This is a genomic window from Negativibacillus massiliensis (assembly GCF_900148495.1).
GTDB classification, from domain to species: Bacteria; Bacillota; Clostridia; order Oscillospirales; family Ruminococcaceae; genus Negativibacillus; species Negativibacillus massiliensis.
The window spans coordinates 1,245,844-1,268,270 of the sequence record NZ_FTRU01000008.1; the positions used below are offsets into that span (position 1 = coordinate 1,245,844).

General features: G+C 43.7%; 19 protein-coding genes and 2 riboswitches. Of the genes, 11 read left to right on the forward strand and 8 right to left on the reverse strand.

Annotated elements, in window-relative coordinates; genetic code table 11:
- Positions 1–28: 28 nt before the first annotated feature.
- Positions 29–715: an energy-coupled thiamine transporter ThiT gene (locus BQ5375_RS11795; RefSeq protein ID WP_022132588.1), complete on the reverse strand. Its 687-nt coding sequence runs from the start codon at positions 713–715 to the stop codon at positions 29–31.
- A 56-nt stretch (positions 716–771) separates the two neighbouring features.
- Positions 772–883, reverse strand: a riboswitch (TPP riboswitch).
- 277 nt (positions 884–1,160) lie between these two features.
- On the opposite strand from BQ5375_RS11795, the gene BQ5375_RS11800 reads away from it, so the two are divergent.
- The 8 genes from BQ5375_RS11800 to BQ5375_RS11840 all read left to right on the forward strand — a co-directional run bounded on the left by BQ5375_RS11800 (position 1,161) and on the right by BQ5375_RS11840 (position 7,502).
- On the forward strand, positions 1,161–2,039 hold the full coding sequence (locus BQ5375_RS11800; RefSeq protein ID WP_022132587.1) for a MurR/RpiR family transcriptional regulator: 879 nt from the start codon (positions 1,161–1,163) through the stop codon (positions 2,037–2,039).
- Positions 2,032–3,294: a BaiN/RdsA family NAD(P)/FAD-dependent oxidoreductase gene (locus BQ5375_RS11805; protein ID WP_022132586.1), complete on the forward strand. Its 1,263-nt coding sequence runs from the start codon at positions 2,032–2,034 to the stop codon at positions 3,292–3,294. Before BQ5375_RS11800 ends, BQ5375_RS11805 begins: the two co-directional genes overlap by 8 nt.
- A 71-nt stretch (positions 3,295–3,365) precedes the next feature.
- Positions 3,366–3,911, forward strand: coding sequence for a hypothetical protein (locus BQ5375_RS14255; protein WP_143529485.1), 546 nt, complete (start codon positions 3,366–3,368; stop codon positions 3,909–3,911).
- Between the two features lie 160 nt (positions 3,912–4,071).
- Positions 4,072–5,181: an ethanolamine utilization protein EutH gene (locus BQ5375_RS11820; RefSeq protein WP_022132584.1), complete on the forward strand. Its 1,110-nt coding sequence runs from the start codon at positions 4,072–4,074 to the stop codon at positions 5,179–5,181.
- A 6-nt stretch (positions 5,182–5,187) separates the two neighbouring features.
- Complete coding sequence (locus tag BQ5375_RS11825) at positions 5,188–5,748, forward strand: hypothetical protein (RefSeq protein ID WP_022132583.1); 561 nt, start codon at positions 5,188–5,190, stop codon at positions 5,746–5,748.
- 90 nt (positions 5,749–5,838) lie between these two features.
- The gene (locus BQ5375_RS11830; RefSeq protein ID WP_022132582.1) at positions 5,839–6,120 is read left to right on the forward strand and encodes a hypothetical protein; all 282 of its coding nucleotides are present in this window, start codon (positions 5,839–5,841) and stop codon (positions 6,118–6,120) included.
- A 169-nt stretch (positions 6,121–6,289) separates the two neighbouring features.
- Positions 6,290–6,772, forward strand: coding sequence for an RNA polymerase sigma factor (locus BQ5375_RS11835; protein ID WP_022132581.1), 483 nt, complete (start codon positions 6,290–6,292; stop codon positions 6,770–6,772).
- Positions 6,765–7,502, forward strand: coding sequence for an anti-sigma-I factor RsgI family protein (locus tag BQ5375_RS11840; protein ID WP_022132580.1), 738 nt, complete (start codon positions 6,765–6,767; stop codon positions 7,500–7,502). Before BQ5375_RS11835 ends, BQ5375_RS11840 begins: the two co-directional genes overlap by 8 nt.
- A gap of 50 nt (positions 7,503–7,552) precedes the next feature.
- Here the strand turns inward: BQ5375_RS11840 and BQ5375_RS11845 are convergent, their stop codons facing one another.
- Entirely contained in the window at positions 7,553–8,398 is an 846-nt protein-coding gene (locus BQ5375_RS11845) for an endonuclease/exonuclease/phosphatase family protein (RefSeq protein WP_076917972.1), read from the reverse strand.
- 201 nt (positions 8,399–8,599) lie between these two features.
- Entirely contained in the window at positions 8,600–10,228 is a 1,629-nt protein-coding gene (locus BQ5375_RS11850; RefSeq protein ID WP_159438039.1) for a peptidoglycan D,D-transpeptidase FtsI family protein, read from the reverse strand.
- 190 nt (positions 10,229–10,418) lie between these two features.
- Between BQ5375_RS11850 and BQ5375_RS11855 the strand changes: the two genes are divergently transcribed.
- Positions 10,419–11,312 carry an arginase gene (locus tag BQ5375_RS11855; protein ID WP_022133526.1) on the forward strand — a complete coding sequence of 298 codons (894 nt, stop codon included), beginning with the start codon at positions 10,419–10,421 and terminating at the stop codon, positions 11,310–11,312.
- Between the two features lie 46 nt (positions 11,313–11,358).
- Here BQ5375_RS11855 and BQ5375_RS11860 read toward each other — a convergent pair whose 3' ends face one another.
- From BQ5375_RS11860 to BQ5375_RS11880, 5 genes are all read right to left on the reverse strand, one after another.
- Positions 11,359–11,571, reverse strand: coding sequence for a heavy-metal-associated domain-containing protein (locus BQ5375_RS11860; protein WP_022133527.1), 213 nt, complete (start codon positions 11,569–11,571; stop codon positions 11,359–11,361).
- Positions 11,572–11,671: 100 nt separating this feature from the next.
- The gene (locus BQ5375_RS11865) at positions 11,672–14,287 is read right to left on the reverse strand and encodes a cation-translocating P-type ATPase (protein ID WP_022133528.1); all 2,616 of its coding nucleotides are present in this window, start codon (positions 14,285–14,287) and stop codon (positions 11,672–11,674) included.
- 398 nt (positions 14,288–14,685) lie between these two features.
- Entirely contained in the window at positions 14,686–16,422 is a 1,737-nt protein-coding gene (locus BQ5375_RS11870) for a rhodanese-like domain-containing protein (RefSeq protein WP_022133529.1), read from the reverse strand.
- A gap of 227 nt (positions 16,423–16,649) precedes the next feature.
- Entirely contained in the window at positions 16,650–17,213 is a 564-nt protein-coding gene (locus BQ5375_RS11875) for a tRNA 5-(aminomethyl)-2-thiouridylate-methyltransferase MnmM (RefSeq protein WP_076918174.1), read from the reverse strand.
- Between the two features lie 17 nt (positions 17,214–17,230).
- Positions 17,231–20,164, reverse strand: a complete 2,934-nt coding sequence (locus tag BQ5375_RS11880) for a bifunctional diguanylate cyclase/phosphodiesterase (protein WP_076917973.1) — start codon at positions 20,162–20,164, stop codon at positions 17,231–17,233.
- Positions 20,165–20,605: 441 nt separating this feature from the next.
- Positions 20,606–20,708: riboswitch (glycine riboswitch) on the forward strand.
- 188 nt (positions 20,709–20,896) lie between these two features.
- On the opposite strand from BQ5375_RS11880, the gene gcvT reads away from it, so the two are divergent.
- Positions 20,897–21,979, forward strand: a complete 1,083-nt coding sequence (gene gcvT / locus BQ5375_RS11885; RefSeq protein WP_022133532.1) for a glycine cleavage system aminomethyltransferase GcvT — start codon at positions 20,897–20,899, stop codon at positions 21,977–21,979.
- A 66-nt stretch (positions 21,980–22,045) separates the two neighbouring features.
- The gene (gene gcvH, locus BQ5375_RS11890; protein WP_022133533.1) at positions 22,046–22,426 is read left to right on the forward strand and encodes a glycine cleavage system protein GcvH; all 381 of its coding nucleotides are present in this window, start codon (positions 22,046–22,048) and stop codon (positions 22,424–22,426) included.
- Position 22,427 lies beyond the last annotated feature (1 nt).

The window sequence follows — 22,427 nt, forward strand, 5'->3', positions numbered from 1 at the left end:
CCGTTTTTAAAACACGGAGGTTTTTTTATTACTGAATATCTTTTTTCTCCAAAAGTTTTGGTGCTGCCTTTGTAATAAAGAAAGCAACCACTACGGTCAATCCTATTTCTGGAACCAGGAAGAACAGGTTATAGATCAACGAATAAAGCACATACAGCGCTTTACCAGGGAACATGTCAACCAGAGTCTGTCCCCATGCATAGAATCCGTCCTGTGTAAAGAACCATTCGCCCCAGATACCAAAGAAGATCGCACCCGAAATAACGTGTGCAATATAACGGAACAGGCCAGCTACCAAAATACCACAAACTAATGAAATGGGTTTATTTTTAATCTTATTGCGGAAGATGCCGCCGAATCCCAGAACTGTGAAAGCTACTACATAATCCAGCAGGAAAATACCAAACGATGCAAGCAGCGGGCTTCCCGAGAAGAAACCGCCATTAAATACACCGTTTTCCACACCCAGTGCAGCTGCAGTAAAGGTTCCTTCTGCAATACCCTGAATTCCCTGAATCAGGCTGAACGCAAAGCAGGTGCACAATCCCCACTTGGTTCCGTAGCGGTAAGCAATCAAAATCACCGGCAGCATACAGCATGGGGTGATCGAGCCGCCAAACGGCAGTCGGAACAGTACGATAAAGGACAGGATGGTAGACAGGGCGATCATCAGTGCGCTTTCAGTCAGGCGCTTTGTTCGAAAAGATTGGGTCATAATATTTGCTCCTCTCAAAATAAAAAATGCCGCCCCGGATACATGGACGACAGAAAGCAAATCCTATGACAGATCCCTCCGCCGGCATTACCCGGATCAGGTTTAGGGTTAAAAGATCCATACATCTTTCTCTCAGCCGCAATTGGTGCAGCACCCCTTCTTTTATAAGCGAACCTAGTTTAGCAAAATTTTCCCCTTTTGTCAACTTAAACCGACCAAAATTTTCTGTCAAACTCCTTTTTCTGCCAGAAAAATTTCATTTTTTGAATTATTTTTGCAGGAAATCCGCAAAAATCCTGCGTTTTTCCTTGATTTTTGCAGGAATTACGGCTAAAATAAGAATTAGAAAGTATCCTGACTTTATTTTGCATCGAATATTGCATTTTGTATCTTGCCCTGTCTGTCAAAGGACAGGAGGAATAAAAATCACAAGGAGACTGCTGTGATGAATCTAGATTTCCTAAACCAAATTGAAGCCAGATTACCTGAGTTTTCCAAAGCTCAGAAACGAATCGCTCACTATATCCTTGAACATTATGAAAAAGCTGCTTTCATGACTGCTTCCAAATTGGGATCTACCGTTGGAGTCAGCGAATCGACCGTGGTCCGTTTTGCCTCCGAAGTCGGTTGTGACGGTTATCCTCAGCTGCAAAAGGGATTGCAGGAAATCATCCGCAATCGTCTGACCTCTGTGCAGAGAATGGAGATCACCAACGATCAGATTGGCAGAAACAACGTTGTTGCAAAGGTTCTGTCGATGGATATGGAACGCATCAAACACACCATGGAAGAACTGGATACCAAAAATTTTGATGAAGCAGTTCAGAAAATCATTCATTCCCGCCGCATCTATATCATCGGTGTGCGCAGTGCTGCTTCGCTGGCAGGATTTTTGCAGTTTTACTTTACTCATATCTTTGATAATGTCCATCTGATCAACACAACCAGCACCAGTGAAATGTTTGAACAGCTGTTCCGCATTTCTTCCGATGATGTCCTGATTCCAATCAGCTTCCCACGCTATTCTCAGCGCACCCTGAAAGCCGCCAAATATGCCCGCAATAAAGGTGCGGATGTCATTGCAATCACCGACTGTGCTGCTTCCCCTCTGGCATCGGTTGCCAATATCAGTCTGCTTGCTCGCAGCGACATGGCATCGTTTGTCGATTCCCTGGTAGCTCCACTGAGTGTGCTCAATGCTCTGGTGGTTGCAGTCGGACTGGAAAAACAGGACGAAATCAGCCAAACCTATGCACAGCTGGAACGCATCTGGGATGAATACAACGTCTACGAAAAAACGGAGGATGAATCTTTCCATGTCTGATAAACAATATGATACCCTGATTATCGGTGCAGGAGCTGCCGGCCTGATGGCTGGCATTCAGGCAGCCGGACGAGGCAAGCAGGTTTTGATTCTGGAAAAGATGGAGCGTCCCGGCAGAAAGCTCCTCATCACCGGAAAAGGTCGGTGCAACGTCACCAACTGTTGTACTGTTGAAGATTTTATGCTCAACGTTCTGAGCAACAAACGCTTTCTGTACAGCTCCCTCAATGCTCTCAATCCTTATGAAGTGATGGGATTTTTTGAAGATTGCGGTGTTGCTCTAAAGGTAGAACGCGGAGAACGCGTCTTTCCGGTTTCTGACCGTTCTGCTGATATTGTCGATGCACTGGTAAATAAGGCACAGCAATCCGGCTGCCGCATCACGAGAGCCTGCGTCAAGGAGCTGATTCTGGACACCAATTCAGAGGGAAAACTGTCTGTCTGCGGAGTGATTACCGAGGACGGTCAGACCATCCATGCTTCATCAGTTATCGTTGCGACCGGCGGAAAGAGCTACCCTGCAACTGGCTCCACCGGTGACGGATACCGACTGGCTCGTCAGGCAGGACACAAAGTTACTCCACTTCGTCCATCGCTGATCCCGCTTGTCTGCAAAGAAAAAATCTGTCGGGATATGATGGGACTTTCGCTGAAAAATGTCGTTTTAAAGGTTGTGGATACCCGCTCTGGTAAAGAAGTTTTCTCCGAGCTTGGCGAAATGCTGTTTACCCATTTTGGCGTATCCGGTCCTCTGGTGTTAAGTGCCAGCTGCCATATGCAGCCGGACAAAAACGGCTCACTGGAACATTACAAACTTTATATTGACTGGAAACCTGCTCTGAGCCATCAGCAGCTGGATGCCCGCATCCTGCGCGACTTTGAGCAGTTTATCAACAAAGACTTCATCAATTCACTGGGACTTCTGCTTCCGAAAAAGAGCATTCAAATTATTGCATCTTTGAGCGGAATTCCATTCGATACCAAAATCAACCAGATTACCAAAGCACAAAGAACCGCTCTGGTGGACATTATCAAGGCAATGCCGCTGACACCGACTGCTTTCCGACCAATTGAGGAAGCAATTGTCACCTCAGGCGGTGTTGATGTATCGCAGATCAATCCAAAAACTATGGAGTCAAAACTTGCATCCGGACTTTATTTTGCCGGTGAAGTTTTGGATGTGGACGGATATACCGGCGGTTTTAACCTGCAAATTGCTTTTTCTACCGGTTTTGCAGCAGGAACATACTGTTAAAAATAAACAGCATCAGCAGAAAATCTGCTGATGCTGTTTTTCAATCTAATTTTTAAAAGGTGGTAAGGTAATTGAACCTATCTTTTGGCAAACGAATACGGGTGCCGTTTTATTTTGTTTTATTGTTTGCATTTTGTTGGCTGGGAACATGGATTTGTTCTTGTTTCTTCTCCCTTTCCCTACGCACAATTCCGCAGTTGATTCTGCGGGGAGGAAGTTTTCTTTCTCTGCTTTGGCTTTTGTTTTCACTTTTGACAGCATGGGAACATCGCGTCCATGCCGCTGGAAAAACTCTGATTTTCTTCTTGAGGATTCTGTTAATTTTGTTTTCTCTCCTTGCCGGAACATTTTTAGCTCTTCTGGAAGCGTTTGCTTTTACTCCCGAACACGCCGTTGTAAAATACGAGATTCCAATGATTGCGCGGGTACACTCCTTTCTGGATGAAAGTGTATCCTATTACGAAGACAAGGGACCGCTCTTTTATGGAAAGGAGCTGGGGTATGAATATTATGGAAGCGGTGGAAATGACCCTATCTCTGATGGAAACTCTTCTCCCATAAGCTGGTATTTCTATGACCTTGACGGAAATTTACTGGATCATGGAGGCTCTTTTTAATACGAAAACTTTCCCTTCTTTATAGAATACACAAAACCACTTTTTAATTTTACTGCCTTTCTATTCATTTTCATATAATTATAAAAAACTCTTGTATTTTTTAGAGATTATGCTAAAATAAAAGCATATTTTCTATACAAATCATACAGGAGTGAAGATTATGAATTTTCCAATTGCTGTTTTATTACTTTGTGCCTTAATCGGCCTTGCTGATAAAATGATCGGGGGTCGATTTGGACTTGCTGAAGAATTTGACCGCGGCATGACCATGATGGGATCTCTTGCTGTCACCATGTCCGGTGTTTACTGTTTTTCTGTTATGTTGGGACGACTGCTCTCCACTGTACTGCAAGGAGTCAGCCTTCCACTGGACCCAACCATTCTGGTCAGTAGTGTCCTTGCTACTGATATGGGTGCTTATTCTATTGCAGATACCCTCTGCACCGATTACACACAAAAAATCTTTTCTGGTGTTCTGCTTTCCGCTACTCTGGGAACTACCATCTCTTTTTCTCTTCCAATTGCTTTGGGAAGTATTCCCTCCAAAGATTCCAAGAATCTGATGACCGGAATGGTGTACGGCATCATTGCTATTCCGGTTGTCCTGATTATCGGAAGCCTGCTTTCTGGCATGGCTCTGACTGCACTATTAAAAAGTCTTCTTCCTGTACTGTTAATCTGTGCTTTACTGGGTCTGTGTATCTTTTATGGCGGTGAGAAGGCAATTCGTGTATTTCAGCGCGTTGGAAAAGGCATCAATCTGTTGGCGATCTTTTTGTTCGTCCTGATTGTCCTTCAGGTTTTTCTTGCATCAGACCGCTTCACCCTTGTTGACCCCTCTCTGATTGGAGAGGTTTTGACCATCGTCTTTAAAATCTCGGTTATCGTATGCGGTTCATTCATTCTGTCCAATCTTATCTTAAAATATTTTATGCACCAGATTCTTTCCCTTGCTCGCAAAATCCATGTCAACGAATTTGCGATCATTGGACTGTTATTAAACCTTATCAACTCTGTATCTATGCTTTCTGTCTTTGGTAAGATGGATAAACGCGGACAGTTGATGAACGCTGCTTCTGCTGTCACCTCAGGATTTGTATTTGGTGGTCAGCTTGCTTTTGTTTCTTCTGTGGAAAGCAATGCGGTTCTTGCTTTTATTCTCTCCAAGATTGCCGGAGGAATTGTTGCAATGTTGATTGCAATTCTGCTCTCTCCACCTTATGACCCAGAAAACGTATATGAGGAAAACACCATTCTGGAAAGGAGCTAACATAACATGAAGCCACTTTACCCACTTACCTTTACAAAGGCAGATACTTCTCTTCCCTGCCAGATTGTCCTGCTGGAAGAATCCGAACTGCCACAAATTTTATCGTTTCAGGAATATCTGTGTTCCTGTGTGCAGGATAAAGATACTTTTGTTCCTCTTTCCGAAAAGGAATGGCGTTTTCTTCTTTCTCATGGCTTTACTTTTGCAGTAATGCCGGACAGTCATCCAGACCGCTTTGCTTACCTGTTGGGATGCTTGTATCCCTCTGATGAGGAAAATCTTGGCATTGACCTTGGCCTTCCTAAAGAAGAGCTGCCTTTTGTCGGTCATCTGGAAATTGCCATGGCAGATCCGGATTTTCGCGGATACAAGATGCACAGCCGGATGTGTCAGCTTGGAGTAGAACGATTTGCACAGGATGGAAAAACAAAGTATGTCTGCTCCACGGTATCTCCCAGAAACACCCCCAGCCTGAAAGCTTTGCAGTCCGCTGGTCTGGAGTGTATGATGGAAAAAGAAAAATATGGCGGAAAACTGCGCTGCATTATGCTAAAAAAAATAAAATAATATTTTTATTTTTCATGAAAGGATTCCTCATCTTCATTCGTATTGAGGTTGAAAGGATTCAATTTACAAACAAAACTGGAGGTATTCTTTATGAAAAAAATGATTTTTGCTGTTATGTTATCCGCTGCTCTTGTAACCTTTGGCGGCATTTCTGCGATTGCTGCACCTTCTTCCTGCATGAAAGGATGCAACCGCATCAATTTTGTGGACACAAATGGTGACGGTATCTGTGACAACCATGAAACCAACTGCAGTATTGGCTTTGTTGATGAAAATGGGGATGGTATCTGCGATCATCGTACCTCTCAGAAATGTTCTAACTTTGTTGACAATAACGGTGATGGCATCTGTGACAACCATGGAACCAACTGAGGTATTGGCTTTGTTGATGAAAACGGGGATGGTATCTGTGATCATCGTGCTTCTGCCAATACAACAGCTAAGCAGAACGGTATGGGCAGACGCGGCTGCCATAACAACATGAATGGACATGGCTGTCATCAGGCAAAATAAGCCAATTTTTTAAGGAGACGTGATTTTTATGCTCAGCGAGCAGCAGGTAAATCGTGCAATCGAACTTTATGCTGACATGATTAAAAAAATCTGCATGCTGCACTTAAAAAATCACGCTGATACCGAAGATATTTTTCAAACAGTGTTCTTAAAATATATGACCGCTTCCCCTGTTTTTGAAAATCAAGAACATGAAAAAGCATGGCTGATCCGAGTCACAATCAACGCCTGTCATGATCTGATCAGAAGCTTTTTTAGAAGCAAAACAGTCTCACTGGATGCTGTCTCGGAACAGCTTTCCGAGCTGTCCATTCCAGATCGGGATGTTCTGGAAGCGGTTCTCTCGCTGCCTGTACAATACAAGGATGTCGTCTATCTTTACTATTATGAAGGATATTCCGCAGTGGAAATCGCCGGTATCCTTCACAAAAAAGTAAACACAATCTACACTTTGCTGTCACGGGCAAAAGCTCTGCTGAAAAAAACGCTGGGAGGTGACGATTTTGAGTAACCGTATCCAACATGCTTTCGACCAAATCCATGCTGACGAACGTTTAAAGCACGACACCATGGCTGCTGTCAATCGTCGGGCATACCAGAATACCAAGAGGAAAAACTTCCTTTTCCGTCCGATTCCCGTTGTCTGCTCCCTGCTTATTGTGAGTATGATTGGTCTGGCGTCCTATTTTACCCCCATTTCTGCAATCAGTATTGACATCAATCCTTCCATTGAGCTAAAACTCAATGCCTATAACCGTGTGATCCAAACCACCGCTTACGGGCCTCAGGCAGAACAGGTCCTGTCCTCGCTTGATCTAATGAACCACACTTATACGGATGCGATCAGTCAGATGATGGAAAGCGATGAAATGGCGAAATATCTGACGAATGATACTGATGTTTCGGTCACTGTGCTTTCGCCTAACCAGCAAAAGTATGAAGAGATCACACAGGGTGTTTCCGGCTGCATGCACCAGAATGTTTCCTGCCACCAGGCAGACAGTGAATTGGTAAAGGCAGCTGAAGAGGCTAATCTCTCCTTTGGAAAGTACCGCGCCTACCTGCAATTACAGCAAACTCATCCCGAAATCACGATTGAGGAAGTTCGTCACATGAGTATGTACGAGATTCAGCAGCTGATTGATGGTGAAACGGATGTATCTTCTGGTCAACAGCAAAATCAGCAGGGAATGGGCCAGAACAACGATCACCACAATGGCCATCACCATGGACAGGAATAGCTATTTTATACAGCAAAAAGCCCAGCTCAAATGTGAGCTGGGCTTCATTTTTATTTTTCGGCTGTTTGTGGTTTTAAGCGCAGAACGGCACTGACCGGATAATGGTCGGATGGATACATTCCATCATAGCTGGTTGTTTCCACTGATGCCTTTACCACTTCAAAATCATCCGAAACAAAAATATAATCGATTGGCTTAAATTTTTGCTTGATCTTTCCGGTAAATCCGTGATAAGTATTGCCAATCAGCTGATCAAGAAAACCATAGATATCCTGAAGTTTTACATTCTGATATCCATGAAGATTTTCTCTCATTGTTCTTACTGCTTTACTGTTTGGCTTTGCATTAAAGTCTCCCATCACGATGGTCGGAAGAGGGTCGGTCTGATTAAAGCGGTGTATCTGCTCCAAAATCATCTTTGCGCCAAAGGTTCTCGCAAACGGGCTTACATGGTCAAAATGGGTGTTGAATACCCGCAGGCGTCTTCCACTCTTTTTGATCTTCACCTCGGCAACGGTGCAGATTCTTGGATAAACCGCAAAATAAGCTCGGCTTGGAACATCTGGATGCTTGGAGAGCCAGAATGTCGTACAGCTTGCCACTTCCACATCATTGTTTTTGATAATGATGTCGGAGTGTTCATCATTTCCTGGATCTTTTCCGCTCAAACGTCCCTTTCCAAAAATACTGTATCCGTCCAAAAGTGTTTTCAGGTCCTGACGCATTTTAGGCAAAAACTCCTGTACACCGATAATGGCAGCATCGGATTCTGCAATCATGCGGGCTGCCAGTTCTTTTCGGCTTTCCCAGCGGTTTTTGCGCTGTGGACCGAAATCCCGTCTGAGATTAAAGGAGACCACCTTAATTACATCTCCCTGGGATACTGATATAGCCATTGGCATCCTTCTCCTTTCTTAATCCCACAACCTTTGTCACCAAAGGTTAGATCAACGGTTTCCATTTTTATTATAGCACAGTTTGTAAAATAGGAAAACAGAAAATTCTGGAATAAAAAAATTCTTACAAAAAGTTTTCCTTTTTCTGCTGTTTCTTTTGATAAAACAAATCGGCATCCTTTTTTCTTTCATTATTCTATATTATTCAATCGGACCATAGCGATCTACAATTTCTTTAAACAAAGGAGACGCCACCATACCGCCATATTCTCCGCCCTCAATTAAAATTACTGCGGCATATTTCGGGTTTTGTGCCGGGAAAAATCCGGCAAACCATGCGTGTACAATTTCTTCTCCATTTTCATCATACATCCCAGTCTGGGCAGATGCTGTTTTTCCTCCAGCTCCGCCCTGCTGTGGCTTTGCCATTGTGGCACTTCCTTCCTCCACGACCCCGATCATATCCTGACGAAGAATGGAAGCAGTCTGTTCCGAAAAAATACGAACTGGAGCTGGCTGTTCTTTTTCCTCAATCGTCTTTCCATCCTGTGTACTTCCCAATACAAGCTTTGGTGTCACTGCCATTCCGCCATTTGCTACCGCGCTTACCATCGACGCCACCTGGATAGGTGTTGCAGTCAGTTTTCCCTGTCCAAAGGAAAAGTTTGCAAGTTCGTGCAGATTGTCCAGGTCACTTTCTGTTGGGAGTGTTCCTTCCTGCGATACAATTCCGGGAGCCAACTGTGTTTCCCTTCCAAATCCAATTGCCTTTGCCATACTTAAAATCGAGTCACCCCCTGTTTTTTGTCCCAGCTTAATAAAATACGGGTTGCAGGACTGTTCAATGGCTCTTTTCAAATTGGTTTGACGGTGTCCTGCACGATAATGACAGTAAAAAATTCTCCCCGCAACCGTTGTTCCTCCAACACAGTCCACTGAAAATTCCGGAGAGATTCCCTCTTCGAGTGCTGCCGCCGCTACGGTAAGTTTAAAGCTGGAACCAACACAGTATGGCAGCAGTGCCCTGTTAAGCAGTGGCTTTTTTGCATCTTCCAACGCCTCTTCCAGATGATATGGATCATATTGCGGAAAACTTGCACTGGCACGAATCTCTCCAGAAGACACATCCATCACCACGATTGCACCTTGGTCAATCTCTTCTTCCCCCACCTCTTCAACGATACTCTGCATTCTCTGGTCCAGGGTGAGCACCACACCCTCCTGCGGAAGACGTGCTGATCCCTGCACCTCAATCGGAGAACCATCCACTGCCTCTCCCAGAGCATTGACTGTACATCGTACCCGCACCTCTTCTCCTGCTGCACTCAGTTCCTCATCGTATGCCTGTTCAATTCCGCTTACTCCTTCCCCATCGCCATTTAAATAACCCAGCAGATGGACTGCAAGCTGCTTTTGCTGGTCATGCGGAAGCCTTGCTGTGGTAGTAAAGTTTTCGATATCCTGTGCATATACTTTATCTCCGTCTTCCAAATCCAGCACAAAGGGATTTCCCTGAGTGAGAGCGTCCAAAGCCTGTCTTCGCTGTTCTCCTTCAATCTGTCCTGCACATGCCTGTGCTGCCTCATCTGTCGGTAGCACTGCGATGAGATTATGCTTTTCTGTATCGGTCAATGGGTTTAAACTCCGATCATAGATTCTTCCCCTCGTTGTTGTGATATCCAGCGTATAGACACTTTGCATCTGGGCTGCCTGCTTTAATCCTCCATCCATGCTCAAAGAATAAAGGCGCACCATCAAAAGGCTTGCAACCCCTAATAAAATACAAAAAAGTCCCACAATTTTCCACTGCATGTTTCTGCTTTGTTCCATAAAAAACCTCCTCCATCTTGGACTGCTTTTATTATGGGCTGCATACTCTTTAACAATACCAATACAAATTTCCTTTCGTATCATATTTGTAAATTTGCTGGATACTTTTTTGTTTTAGCCTTTTCCTTTTCGATGTTTTATGATAAAATAAGATGCAGTTTTTTAAGATAACAGAAAGAAGGCCTTTCCCATGAATATAAAAATCATTCATACACCACTTTGGTATGGCTGTGATAATCCAGGAACCCATCTGGCTCCAAGAGAATTTTCCCGTCAGAATCTTCCTGCACTTGCTGAAAAGCACGGTCACAGCGTAAAACAAATTTCCATCATTCCAACTCTGTCAAAACCAGAGGATAAATTTGTACATCCAACCATGAAATATCTGCATGAAGTCACCGACTGCTGCAAACAGCTTGCAGATGCTGTTGATGCCGGACACCGCAGCCATTGCTTTCCACTGGTAATCGGCGGCGACCATGCACTGGGAATTGGTTCCATTGCCGGCACTGCCCGCACCATTTCTGCTAAAGATCTGAGCGTCATCTGGATTGATGCACACACCGATATCAATACCGATGAAACCTCTGAGTCACACAACATCCATGGAATGCCTTTAGCAGCCTGTCTGGGATTAGGCGACAAACGTTTGTTTGAAACCATGGATTCCCCTATTCCTTTCCTGCTGCCGGAAAATCTTTTCTACATCGGTTCCCGCAGTATTGATCCTGGAGAGGAAGAAATTTTAAAGAAATACAATATCCGCGCCATCCGCATGGAAGAAATCCGCCAGAAAGGAATTGAAGCCTGCTGTCAGGAACTTCTGGATGCTGTAAAAACCTCACATATCCACTTGAGCTTTGATGTTGACTTTATGGATGCTGCTGAGTTTACCGCAACCGGATTGCCGATTCCGGATGGACCAAGTATTGCTCAAACACATACCACATTAAAAACGCTTTTCTCTGACCCTCGTGTCTGCTCGGCTGACTTTGTGGAATACAGCCCTGTTCATGACCAGAATCGGGAAGGATTGGCTGTTTGTGTTTCCCTGCTGGAAGAAATCTTTTCTTCTTTAAAATAAACCGTAAAACAAAAAGAGGGGTATTTCCCCTCTTTTTTATTTTGTCCTATAAGCGTTCCGAACGGTAACCTAGTCCTGCCATCCCCTGATTTAACTGTTCAAAAGGAAGATAACTGCTGTCATATACTACCAGAACACTCTGTGTCTGAGGGTCAATCTCCATCGAATTGATTCCGTACAAGGAACCAAGCTGCGCTTTTACGGCTTTCAGATCAGGATTGTTGCTCATTGCAAAAAACTGCGAACTTTGATAAGCCACAAAATCACCTCCAGACATAGTATTCCCAAAAGAGAAGCGGAGTATCCTTTTTAAAGAGGATACTCCGCTTTTTTCCGATCAGAAAATCATTGTTTTAAAATTATTTTCTTTTCTCTTTGATTACTTTGTACAGCTGGATAATAACGGTTGGCATGAAGGCAAGCAGATAGATCGTGCCAATATTGCCAATAGTCAGATCCGCTACCATGAACAGGCCATGGAATGCAGGGATAAACAGGACTGCATTGAGCAGTACCAGACCTGCGATAAATGCCAGAATCGAATATTTATTGGAACTAAGACCGAGCTTGAAGATGGAAGCATCTGCACGGCAGTTAAATCCATGGAACAATCTTGCCAGAGTCAGGGTAGCAAATGCCATGGTGCTTGCCAGAGCAGCGCCGCCAGCAGAAAGGCCAATGTGGTATGCAGCCATAACAAAGACGCCGATGATTGCGCCCTGTACCAGCAGAGTCAGCATGAAGTCTTTGCTCATGATGGACTCTTTTGGATTTCTTGGTTTCTGATTGAGCAGGTCTTCACGAGGTGGTTCCATACCGATTGCAATTGCCGGCAGGGAGTCGGTCAAGAGGTTAATGAACAGCAGGTGTACCGGCTGGAATGGGATTGGCAGTGCAAACAGAGAGGTGTAGAGAACGCTCAGGATTGCGGACATGTTACCAGAAAGCAGGAACTTGATCGCATTCTTGATGTTTGCATATACATTACGTCCATTGGTTACAGCCTTAACGATGGTTGCAAAGTTATCGTCTGTCAGGATCATTGCAGCAGCATCTTTAGAAACTTCCGTACCTGTGATACCCATTGCAACACCGATATTTGCTTTTTTCAGTGCAGGAGCGTCGTTGACACCGTCACCGGTCATCGAAACGATCTTGCCTTTCTTCTGCCATGCGTCTACAATGCGGATCTTATGCTCTGGAGATACACGGGCATAAACCGAAACATGTTCCAGTTTCTCGCCCAGTTCTTCGTCGCTCATCTTGTCGAGTTCAACACCACTTAATGCAATGTCGCCGTCTTCAAAGATACCAATCTGTTTTGCAATTGCGGTCGCGGTCACTTTGTGGTCACCGGTAATCATAACGGTACGGATACCGCCGCGCTTTGCATCAGCAACAGCCTTTTTGGATTCTTCACGAGGTGGGTCGATCATCGAAATCAGACCAACAAAGGTATAGCCGTTTTCATCTTCCAGTGTAAGCTGTGGACATTCTTTTGCGTCTTTGTATTCCTTCATTGCAAATGCAAGGACACGCAGACCATTTTCGGAAAGATGGGTGTTGGTTTCCGAGATCTTTGCTTTATCTTCTTCTGTGATTGGGCGAGGACCATCTGCTGTCATGATGCTGACGCTGCGGGAAAGCAGAACGTCCATCGCACCTTTGGTGCAAAGGGTGTAAACACCATCCAGTTTGTGCATGGTACTCATCAGCTTACGATCCGAGTCAAATGCAATCTCTGCAAGACGAGGATGCTGTGCGCGGTAGGTTGTTTCTTCTACCCAGAAGTTATGAGCCAGATTGATCAGTGCAACCTCAGTTGGGTCACCGATCTCCTTACCATCTACCGAAGTGGAGTCATTTGCAAGAACTGCTGTCTTTAACAGCCAGCGATGTGCCTGATTTGCAAAATCGAGTTTTTCACCGTCAAACAGATTAAAATCAGCATAAACCTGCTTGGTGGTCATCTTGTTCTGAGTCAGAGTACCAGTTTTATCCGAACAGATAACCGATACAGAGCCCAAGCTTTCTACTGCGTTAAGTTCCTTGATAATTGCGTTTTCTCTTGCCATCTTCTGGGTACCCATTGCCAGAACGATGGTAACAATCGAACTGAGCGCTTCTGGAATTGCTGCAACTGCCAAAGCAACCGCGAACATCAGAGAATCCAGAATTGGCATCTGGCGGTACAGGCTCAAGCCGAATACAACGATACAGATACCGATAATTGCGATTGCCAGCTTCTGGCTGAAGTTATCCATGCTTTCCTGAAGCGGGGTCTTCTTCTGCTGCGTCTGGTTCATCAGGGTTGCGATCTTACCGATCTCGGTTTTCATACCGGTTGCAGTTACAACAACGCTTGCACGTCCATAGGTAACCAGAGAACCGGAGAATACCATGTTTTTCTGGTCGCCCAGCGCTACGTTTTCTGCATCGATTACATCACTGATTTTGTCGACGCCTTCCGACTCACCGGTCAGAGAGCTTTCATTTACCTGCAGCGAATAGTTTTCGATGATACGTCCATCTGCAACGACCAGGTCGCCGGCTTCCAGCATCAAAATATCGCCCGGAACAATTTCTTTGGATGGAACTTCGATTTTTCTTCCGTCACGCATTACCTTTGCGCTTGGAGAAGAAAGTGCTTTCAGGCTTTCCAGAGATTTTTCTGCTTTAAAATGCTGTACGGTACCCAGAATTGCATTCAGGGTAATAACTGCCACGATAACGATGGTGCTCTCCCCATTGCCGGAGATTGCCGAAATGATTGCTGCAATGATCAGAATAATAACCAGAAGGTCTTTAAACTGCTCCAAGAATACAACAATCGGACTTTTTTTCTTTTCTTCTGCCAGGGCGTTTTCTCCATAGGTCTGACGCTGTTTTTCAACCTGTGCCTGTGTCAAACCGTCCTTGGTTACGCCAAACTGTTCCAGCACCTGCTGGGCTGTACGGCGAAACATCTGTTCCATTTTTTAATTCCTCCTTCAATCAAAACGACGTTTGGTCGCTTGAAGACAAGCTCGGCAAATTTGATTGCATAAAAAAAAGACTTTTCAAGCAGGTTCCAATACAAGTATGTACGGAAACCACATGAAAAGTCTTGTTACCAATCAAATTGTTTGGCACATATCGCAGAAGATTTTGAAAAGCAAAATCAACGAGATTGTTGCGAATATGTCTCGAACTACTCCCTTTTAATATGGGTACTGTCTTCACTTTGTGATTAGTATATCGGTTCTTCCTCTTTTTGTCAAGAGGATATTTTTAATTTTTATAAAATTAAAATACTTGACTTTGGCATTTCCTGAAAGGTCTGCCAGCATAAAACAGCTGACAAACCTTTTCAAAACAAGCAAAAATCACGTTTTTATTTTACCAGAGTATATCCTGCACCAAGCCAGCCGGAACCGCCTTCTGCACCCATACCGCCGGAAAGATTATATGCACGGTAACCTTTTACGCGCAGTGCAGCTGTGGTCTGGGAAGCGGTCTGTCCGCTGTAGCACTGAAGGATAAGAGTTTTATCTGTTGGAAGGATGTCAAAGTTTTCTTCCATTCCTTTGCCATATGGGAGGTTAATAGCACCTTCAATGTGTCCTGCTGCATAGTCTTCTGCAGAACGCAGGTCAACAATACAGATATCTTCAGAACCTGCATCCATCAGCTCTTTTAACTGTTTTGGACTGATATTGTTCTTTGCATAATCTTTTTCTGCTGCCACTGCTTTATAGTAGTTTTCTACTGCAGTCTGAATATCAGCGTCTACAGCATAGGTTTCTTCACCAAAAGCAGCTGCTTCTGTGGTCATCAGCTCTTTTGCAGCTTCCTCACCGGAAATACCTTTGTCAAATCCACCGCTTACATTGATTGCCTGTTTTCCAGCCAGATGCAGCAGGAATACTGTCTGAGAAGCAGTCTGTCCGCTGTAGCAGTATACATAGACGGTGCGGTCATTTGGAATTTTCTCCAACGCTTCTGCAACATCAACACCGTATGGTACATTGATTGCACCCTTTACATGTCCTGCCGCATAGTCTTCTGCAGAACGGATGTCGAGAACAACTGCATCTTCCCCTTCTGCTACTGCATTCAGGAAATCAGCTGCAGAAACCTGATTTTTATTTTCCGGCAGATTTGCAAAATAACGGTCTACCTTTTCATTAAGGAATTGCTGTGTTGTATATTTTACAACGGCATATCCTGCGCCAAGCCAACCGGAACCATCCTTTGCTCCCATACCGCCAGAGAGATTGTATGCCTCAAATCCCATCATTCTTGCAATCGCAACGGTCTGAGAAGCAGTCTGTCCGCTGTAACACTGGAAAACAATTGGCTTGTCAGTTGGAAGTTTTGCCAGTACTTTTTCCATTCCTTTTCCAAATGGGATATTTCTGGTTGCTCCTGCAATATGAGATTTCAGGTAGTCATTTTCCGAACGAAGATCGACAAGGTAAATTTCATCATCCGCAATTGCCTGTTTTACCTGTTCTGCACTGAGGTTAAATTTACCGTTTTCAGCAGCAGCTTCATAGTATTCCTGAATTGCTTTTTTAATCTGTGCATCGACAGGGTAAGTTTTTTCTCCAAAATCAGCTGCTTCCTTTACTGTCAGTCCTGCAGCAGCTTCTTCTTTTGAAATTCCGGTGAATCCACCGCTTACATTATAGGCATTTTTTCCTGCAAGGTTTAACAGTGCAACGGTCTGGGAAGCGGTCTGTCCGCTGTAGCAGTATACCAATACTTCTACATCATCTGGGATTTTATCCAGTGCTTCTGCAATATCCACACCATATGGTACATTGATTGCACCCTGAATGTGTCCTGCTGCATAATCTTCTGCGGAACGGATATCCAGTACGCAGATATTTTCCTTGTTCTCTACCATTTTCAGAAAGTCTGCTGCGGACACAACATGCTTATCTTCTGGGAAGTTTGCAAAATATGCAGCGGCCTTTTCTTCTACAGAATCCTGGCTCTGCTCAACTGCAACATTTGTCTCCTGAACTGGCTGTACTGCATACACTGGCATCACACCAATGCTCATGGACAAGATCAGCGCTGCCACAATACATTTTGTGCGAGCTGCAATTGTTTTTGTTTTCATGGATAACTCCTGCCTTTCTAGCTCCTGGTTTCTTTCGAAACATCTTTACTTTGCATTCCTTAGAATAGCTCGTTTCTTCCAAAAAAACAAATTGAAAATAGTGATTTATTTTTATATTCTTAGTTATTTTTTATATAGTCTAACCATTTTATATATTTTTAAAATAAAAATCGTCAAAAATATTATTTGATTTTTACAGCAAAAAAGGAGGGAATATCCCTCCTTTTTTAAATTTGTTTTAAGATAAATACTGGAATCGGCGGATTGTTTGGACGATTTGCAAATTCTGTAATTAGGACAGTGTACTGTTTACTGTCAATCGTCCTAAAATACTCCATCAGCGCATCTTTTTCCTCAAAACCACTGTCACCGCCATAGTAAACACATAGGCTCATCAATCCGCCCTGTTTAAGCAGCTTGAGACCCTTTTCGATTGCAGGGATGCTGGTTGCTGGGGTTGTAAAGATATTATGGTTCCCGCCCGGAAGATAACCAAAATTAAAGGTAATACAGTCAACGGTATTTTCTTCTGCATACTGATCCATGTTGCTGTGGCTGTCCAAAAAGACCTCTACTCTGTCCTGATATCCTTTTTCCTGCAGCAGTGCTCGGGTAGAGTCGACCGCATCCTGTTGGATATCAAAGGCAATCACGCGGCCCTCTTCCCCGACCAATTCTGCCAGGAAAGCAGTGTCGTGTCCTCTGCCAGCGGTAGCATCAATACAGAAATCACCTTTTTTTACCTTTTCTTCAATGATCTTATGGGCAACTCCCAGGGTATTTAACTTCAAAGTGATACACGTTCCTTTCATTCTGTTGTCTTGCCGCAGTTTACATCCTGAATCATCTCGGAAACCGACAATGCAAGTTTTGTCGGCGTTTTGCTTGGAATTCCAAGATAGTATCCCTGCAGATAATCTGCACCAAGACAGATTGCCATCTGCAATTCTTCGCGGGTCTCAATTCCTTCTGCCACAACTTTGATGTTGTTTTTCTTTGCATAGGTAATGACATTTCCAACAATCATCTGACGGTTGGTATCCAAGTCGATATTACGAATCAGCTCACGGTCAATCTTGATATAATCCGGAGAGAGGCTCAGAAGCAGCTTTTCATTGTTATAGCTGCTGCCAAATCCATCCAGAGCGGTTTGTACATGGTATCTTTGCAGCCAGCTGCTTCCTTTTAAGCTGTTTTGAATATCTTCTTCTACCCGGTAGGTTGTCTCGATAACCATGTTGGAAATCAGATGGCCATATCGCTGTTCAAACTGGTATTTATCCCGATCCGAAAGCACCTGACTTGGAATGGAGTTTACAAAGATCTTGACATCTCCAATCGTTTCTCTGCTCTCTTCATAGCTCTGCATAACCTCAAACCAGGTCATCTTTTCAATCTGGTAGAGTTTAGACTGAACCCTTGCAACCGAAAGCAATTCCTTTGGTGTTTTGAGCATCTCTGTCTTTGGTCGGATAAATGCCTCGTAGCCAAATACAGAACCATCTTTTGCATTGACAATCGGCTGGAAATGATATTCTACCTTTCGTTCTTCCAGGAAGCGGTTCAATTCTTTTCCGCCTTCCAACAGATAGGAATCCCTCTCATACTGCTCCCTGTTAAATTCCAGGTATTTTCCTTTTGACGTATTTTTTACCTGATACATGGCAAAATCAGCATAACGCATCAGCGTACTATATTCCGTACTATCGATTGGATACCATGCCACACCACCGGAAGCACGGACGTTGACACGTTCTCCATCCGGCAGTTCCATCTTAAAGGTATTCATGTCAATGTACAACTGATCGAACTCTTTTCTGAGCTCGTCCTGAGTATCCGCGCCATACAGCAAAACGATAAATTCATCGCCGGACAATCTGGCTGTGATCTTCTTTTCCCATTTGATTCTTTTGAGTGATTCTGCCATATTTTTCAAATAGGTGTCACCCCAGTCGTGGCCATAGCTGTCGTTGATAAATTTGAGGTTATCCAAATCCAGCATCAGCAAAGCAGCAACCTTCATCACAGATGGATGTTTGAGTTTGTCTTCCATAATTTCGGAAAACGCTCTGCGGTTCATCAGGGTGGTCAGAATATCGTAATTTCGCTCATATTCCAGCTTGCGGCGTTCTTTCATTTCTTTGGTAACATCTGTGAAGACACCGATGATGCGGTCTTTTTCTTCCAGTAGTTTCATAGAAAGCCAGTAATCCAGCTGTTTATGACTTAAAGAATAAATTTTATATTCATCCTGCGTCATCTGTGATTCAATCGTATACCGTTCAGCCACCGCTTCTTTTATTTTTTCTGCGGGGATTCTCTGACAGGCTTCCGGAGGCATCTTCAAAATCTCGTTGATGCTTCCCATAAAATGAATCGTGTGACTATTTGTATCATATTCAAACGCTGCAATTCCAATATCCGCAATCGAGATGATTTTCTGCAGGCGGGAAGCTGATTCCGCTACATTATCGCTCAGGTACTCGATTGCTTCTGCCAGACGATCAATCTCTTCGATTCGGGTTCTTCCCAGTCGGATTGGCTGGTTGTAATTACCAACCGAAAGTCTTCCTGCAAGATCAGAAATTTGTCTGGTTGTGCTCTTGATTGCTGCCAGACTGCCCAATATTCCAATGATAACTGCACCCAAAACAGCTGACATCAAAAGATACTGTGTGGTCTTTACAAATTCCAGCAGATTTTCTTTTGGTAAAAATCCCATGATAACCCACTGAACGTTCGAGAAAGGACTGTCATCTTCATAAAGTTCCAGGCTTTCGTAGGTACAGTACCATTCCTGATCTAATTGGAGAGATCCGTTTTGCGTTAAGGAATAAATCTGATTAATTCCGTCCACGCTCTCAATGGAAAAAAGTTTTTCTTCAGAAAGAAATCCTTCTTCCTGTTTTTCGCTTTTTACCATGTTATAAAACTCTGACTGGTTATCCATTCGGCGCTGTGCCAGGACATAAATTCCGCTTTCCTTTTCATCCAACTCGCTGTATGGTAAAATCTCGCGGATTTGCTGTTCTGTTATTTTGATTCCAACGATACCGTATACCATATTGTTTTTGGAAATCAGCGGAATAGTATAAGAAAAAACGGTGTCCTCCTCATAAGGAGAATACCAGTATCCCAGATTGTAGGATCTCTTCATTGGGTCATTGTTTGCCGCACGTATCGGTTCATAATAATACCGATTATCCTCTCCGGCATGCAATGTCCACCTTTCCTTCCAGTTTTCTGATTTTTCCAAAGGTATATCTTCCATGATAATTTCCGGTCCGCACTCCAACTGAAGCTCTCCTTCTGGAGAACGAACAATAGAAATTCCCGCCAGTGTCTGGTCCTGATCTTCTTTTTCCAATGAATCAGATGTTCCAAGGATAATGAACATTCCACTAACTCTGTCATTGTACATTCCATTGGAAACCTGTGTTGTCAGTTCCTTGAGCACTTGCCGCGACAGAACCTTTTTATTTCGTTCTTCTGTGCTTGAATAGGACTCTCCGGAAGCATTGAGCTGAACCACCCGTTCCTGAATAATCTCATTTACTTCATAAGAAAGCTGCTGTACATCCTGTTTCCACAGCTGCATTTCATGTTCTAAAACACCTTTGCGTCGACTAATGGTTTCGTGCATGATGTTTCCTGCATTTTGCCTGAGTTGATCGACAATTCCGTTTTCTTTAAATACAAAAAAGGCGACAACCGAAATTTGCAGCAACAACACCAGTGACATGATCCTCAACATACTACTAAAAATTGTAGTACTTCTTTTTTGCTCTTTCTTATGCACCTGTAATCTCCTTAAATTTCACACTCATACTATCAATACGAAAAATACACTATACTTGGCATTTACCTGCATCACTATGTGCCTTATTATACCATAGAACCATTTCTAATGGCAAGAAATCCCAACTCTTTTTTGTTACCAATTCATCACATCATTTCGCTCTCACTTTGTCCTTACTTACCAATTTTTCAAAACCCCGCTCCTCATTTTACTTTTTTCCTCGTCCAGATTTGTCTTTTTTTCTTAAAACTTACCGCTTCTATTTATATATATTATATATTTATTTCTGTGAAGTCTATATTTTTTGTATTTGTTAAACAAATAACTTCATTGACAAATGTTCCTGAGGGACCTATAATCGAGGTAACAAGTAAATCAGTTCGGATGAAGAAACCGAGAGATGCTGCAAAGCAGTGCTAAACCCGCTTTGCAGAGCCAACGGGGAAAATACGCAAAAACTCTCTGGCAAAAGAATCGGTTTTGGACGAAACTCTGTAAAGCTGTTTTCAGCACCAAGTATGCAACCGCGGATATGTCTGACCAGGAAACGGTCTGCGGGAATCTTTCAGGGTCTTATGAGCAGAGGCGTGGGATTGGATCTTTCTTAAAAAAGACTTCCTATGCCCCTGCTTTCTTATACCCTTTTTTATCTTTTAAAAGGAGTGATCTTAAACTATGGAACGCAAAACCCCTTTATATGATTGTCATGTCGCACTGAATGGAAAAATTGTTCCTTTTGCAGGCTACCTTCTTCCAGTACAGTATCCAACCGGAGTTATTGCAGAACACATGGCAGTCAGACAGCATGCCGGTATGTTTGATGTTTCCCACATGGGTGAACTGGTCCTTTCTGGTAAGGATGCTCTCGACAACGTCCAGATGCTGTTGACTAACGATTTCCGCGACATGGAAGCTGGTCAGGTTCGTTACAGTCCAATGTGCAACGACAATGGCGGTGTAGTGGATGACCTGATTGTTTACTGTATTCGCAAAGATTGCTTCCTTTTGGTTGTCAATGCAGCCAACCATGAAAAGGATGCGGCATGGATTACCTCCCACCTTTCCGGTGACGTAAAATTTGACGATCTTTCCGATCAGATTGCACAGATCGCTCTTCAGGGTCCTGAATCTGAAACCATCCTCGCAAAACTTTGCAAAGCAGAGGAAATCCCGGCAAAATACTACACCTTCACCCAGGAAATGATGGTTGCAGGACACAAATGCTTGGTTTCCCGCACCGGATATACCGGAGAAGATGGTTTCGAGTTGTACTGCTCAAGTGAAGATGCCGTTTCACTCTGGAATACTGTACTGGAAGCTGGCAAAGAAAACGGACTGATTCCATGCGGACTGGGTGCAAGAGATACCCTTCGTCTGGAAGCCGGAATGCCGCTTTACGGTCATGAGATGAACGACGAAATCACTCCAAAACAGACCGGACTTGGTATCTTTGTCAAGATGGACAAAGAAGACTTTATCGGCAAGAAAGCAATGGAAGAGATGGGAACTCCAACGATCAAACGCTGTGGTCTGAAAATCACTGGTCGAGGCATTGCTCGTGAGAACTGCCCTGTTTATGTCGGAGAAAAACAGATCGGTCACACCACATCTGGCACCCATTGTCCATTCCTCGGTGGTGCTTATGCAATGGCTATTGTGGAAAAAGAGCCTGCTCCTCTTGGAAGCACTGTTGAGGTCGAAATTCGTGGAAAACGTGTTCCTGCCGAGGTAGTTAAAGTACAGTTTTACAAACGCTAAATCAAAAGTATAAAATCATTTCATACACCAATTATATTCTTTATTGATTTTAAGGAGGAATTTCTTATGACAAATCCAACCAATATTCTTTACGCTAAATCTCACGAATGGGTTCAGGACATGGGCGATGGCAGCTTCCGCATCGGTCTTACCGACTATGCACAGAAAGAACTTGGTGACCTCGTTTTTGTTAACCTTCCTCAGGAAGGCGATGAAGTGGAAGTTGGTTCTGCTTTCGGCGATGTAGAGTCTGTTAAGGCAGTTTCCGATGTATACAGCCCAGTCAGCGGTGTTGTCTGCGCAATCAATGAAGAACTGCTCGATCATCCAGAAAACATCAATCAGGACGCTTATGCTGCATGGATGATTCAGGTAAACGAAGTATCCGACAAAGAAGAACTGCTTTCTGCCGAAGAATATGAGAAATTTTTAAGCGAGGAGGAATAAT

Bases quoted from the DNA above. Each gene is read 5' to 3' on its own strand.
- BQ5375_RS11835 (WP_022132581.1), top strand. From the start codon at position 6,290: ATGCTCAGCGAGCAGCAGGTAAATCGTGCAATCGAACTTTATGCTGAC.
- BQ5375_RS11880 (WP_076917973.1), bottom strand. From the start codon at position 20,164: ATGTCACTGGTGTTGTTGCTGCAAATTTCGGTTGTCGCCTTTTTTGTA.
- BQ5375_RS11845 (WP_076917972.1), bottom strand. From the start codon at position 8,398: ATGGCTATATCAGTATCCCAGGGAGATGTAATTAAGGTGGTCTCCTTT.
- BQ5375_RS11830 (WP_022132582.1), top strand. From the start codon at position 5,839: ATGAAAAAAATGATTTTTGCTGTTATGTTATCCGCTGCTCTTGTAACC.
- BQ5375_RS11805 (WP_022132586.1), top strand. From the start codon at position 2,032: ATGTCTGATAAACAATATGATACCCTGATTATCGGTGCAGGAGCTGCC.
- BQ5375_RS11795 (WP_022132588.1), bottom strand. From the start codon at position 715: ATGACCCAATCTTTTCGAACAAAGCGCCTGACTGAAAGCGCACTGATG.
- BQ5375_RS11825 (WP_022132583.1), top strand. From the start codon at position 5,188: ATGAAGCCACTTTACCCACTTACCTTTACAAAGGCAGATACTTCTCTT.
- BQ5375_RS11800 (WP_022132587.1), top strand. From the start codon at position 1,161: ATGAATCTAGATTTCCTAAACCAAATTGAAGCCAGATTACCTGAGTTT.
- BQ5375_RS11850 (WP_159438039.1), bottom strand. From the start codon at position 10,228: ATGGAACAAAGCAGAAACATGCAGTGGAAAATTGTGGGACTTTTTTGT.
- BQ5375_RS11865 (WP_022133528.1), bottom strand. From the start codon at position 14,287: ATGGAACAGATGTTTCGCCGTACAGCCCAGCAGGTGCTGGAACAGTTT.
- BQ5375_RS11820 (WP_022132584.1), top strand. From the start codon at position 4,072: ATGAATTTTCCAATTGCTGTTTTATTACTTTGTGCCTTAATCGGCCTT.
- gcvH (WP_022133533.1), top strand. From the start codon at position 22,046: ATGACAAATCCAACCAATATTCTTTACGCTAAATCTCACGAATGGGTT.
- BQ5375_RS11870 (WP_022133529.1), bottom strand. From the start codon at position 16,422: ATGAAAACAAAAACAATTGCAGCTCGCACAAAATGTATTGTGGCAGCG.
- BQ5375_RS11855 (WP_022133526.1), top strand. From the start codon at position 10,419: ATGAATATAAAAATCATTCATACACCACTTTGGTATGGCTGTGATAAT.
- gcvT (WP_022133532.1), top strand. From the start codon at position 20,897: ATGGAACGCAAAACCCCTTTATATGATTGTCATGTCGCACTGAATGGA.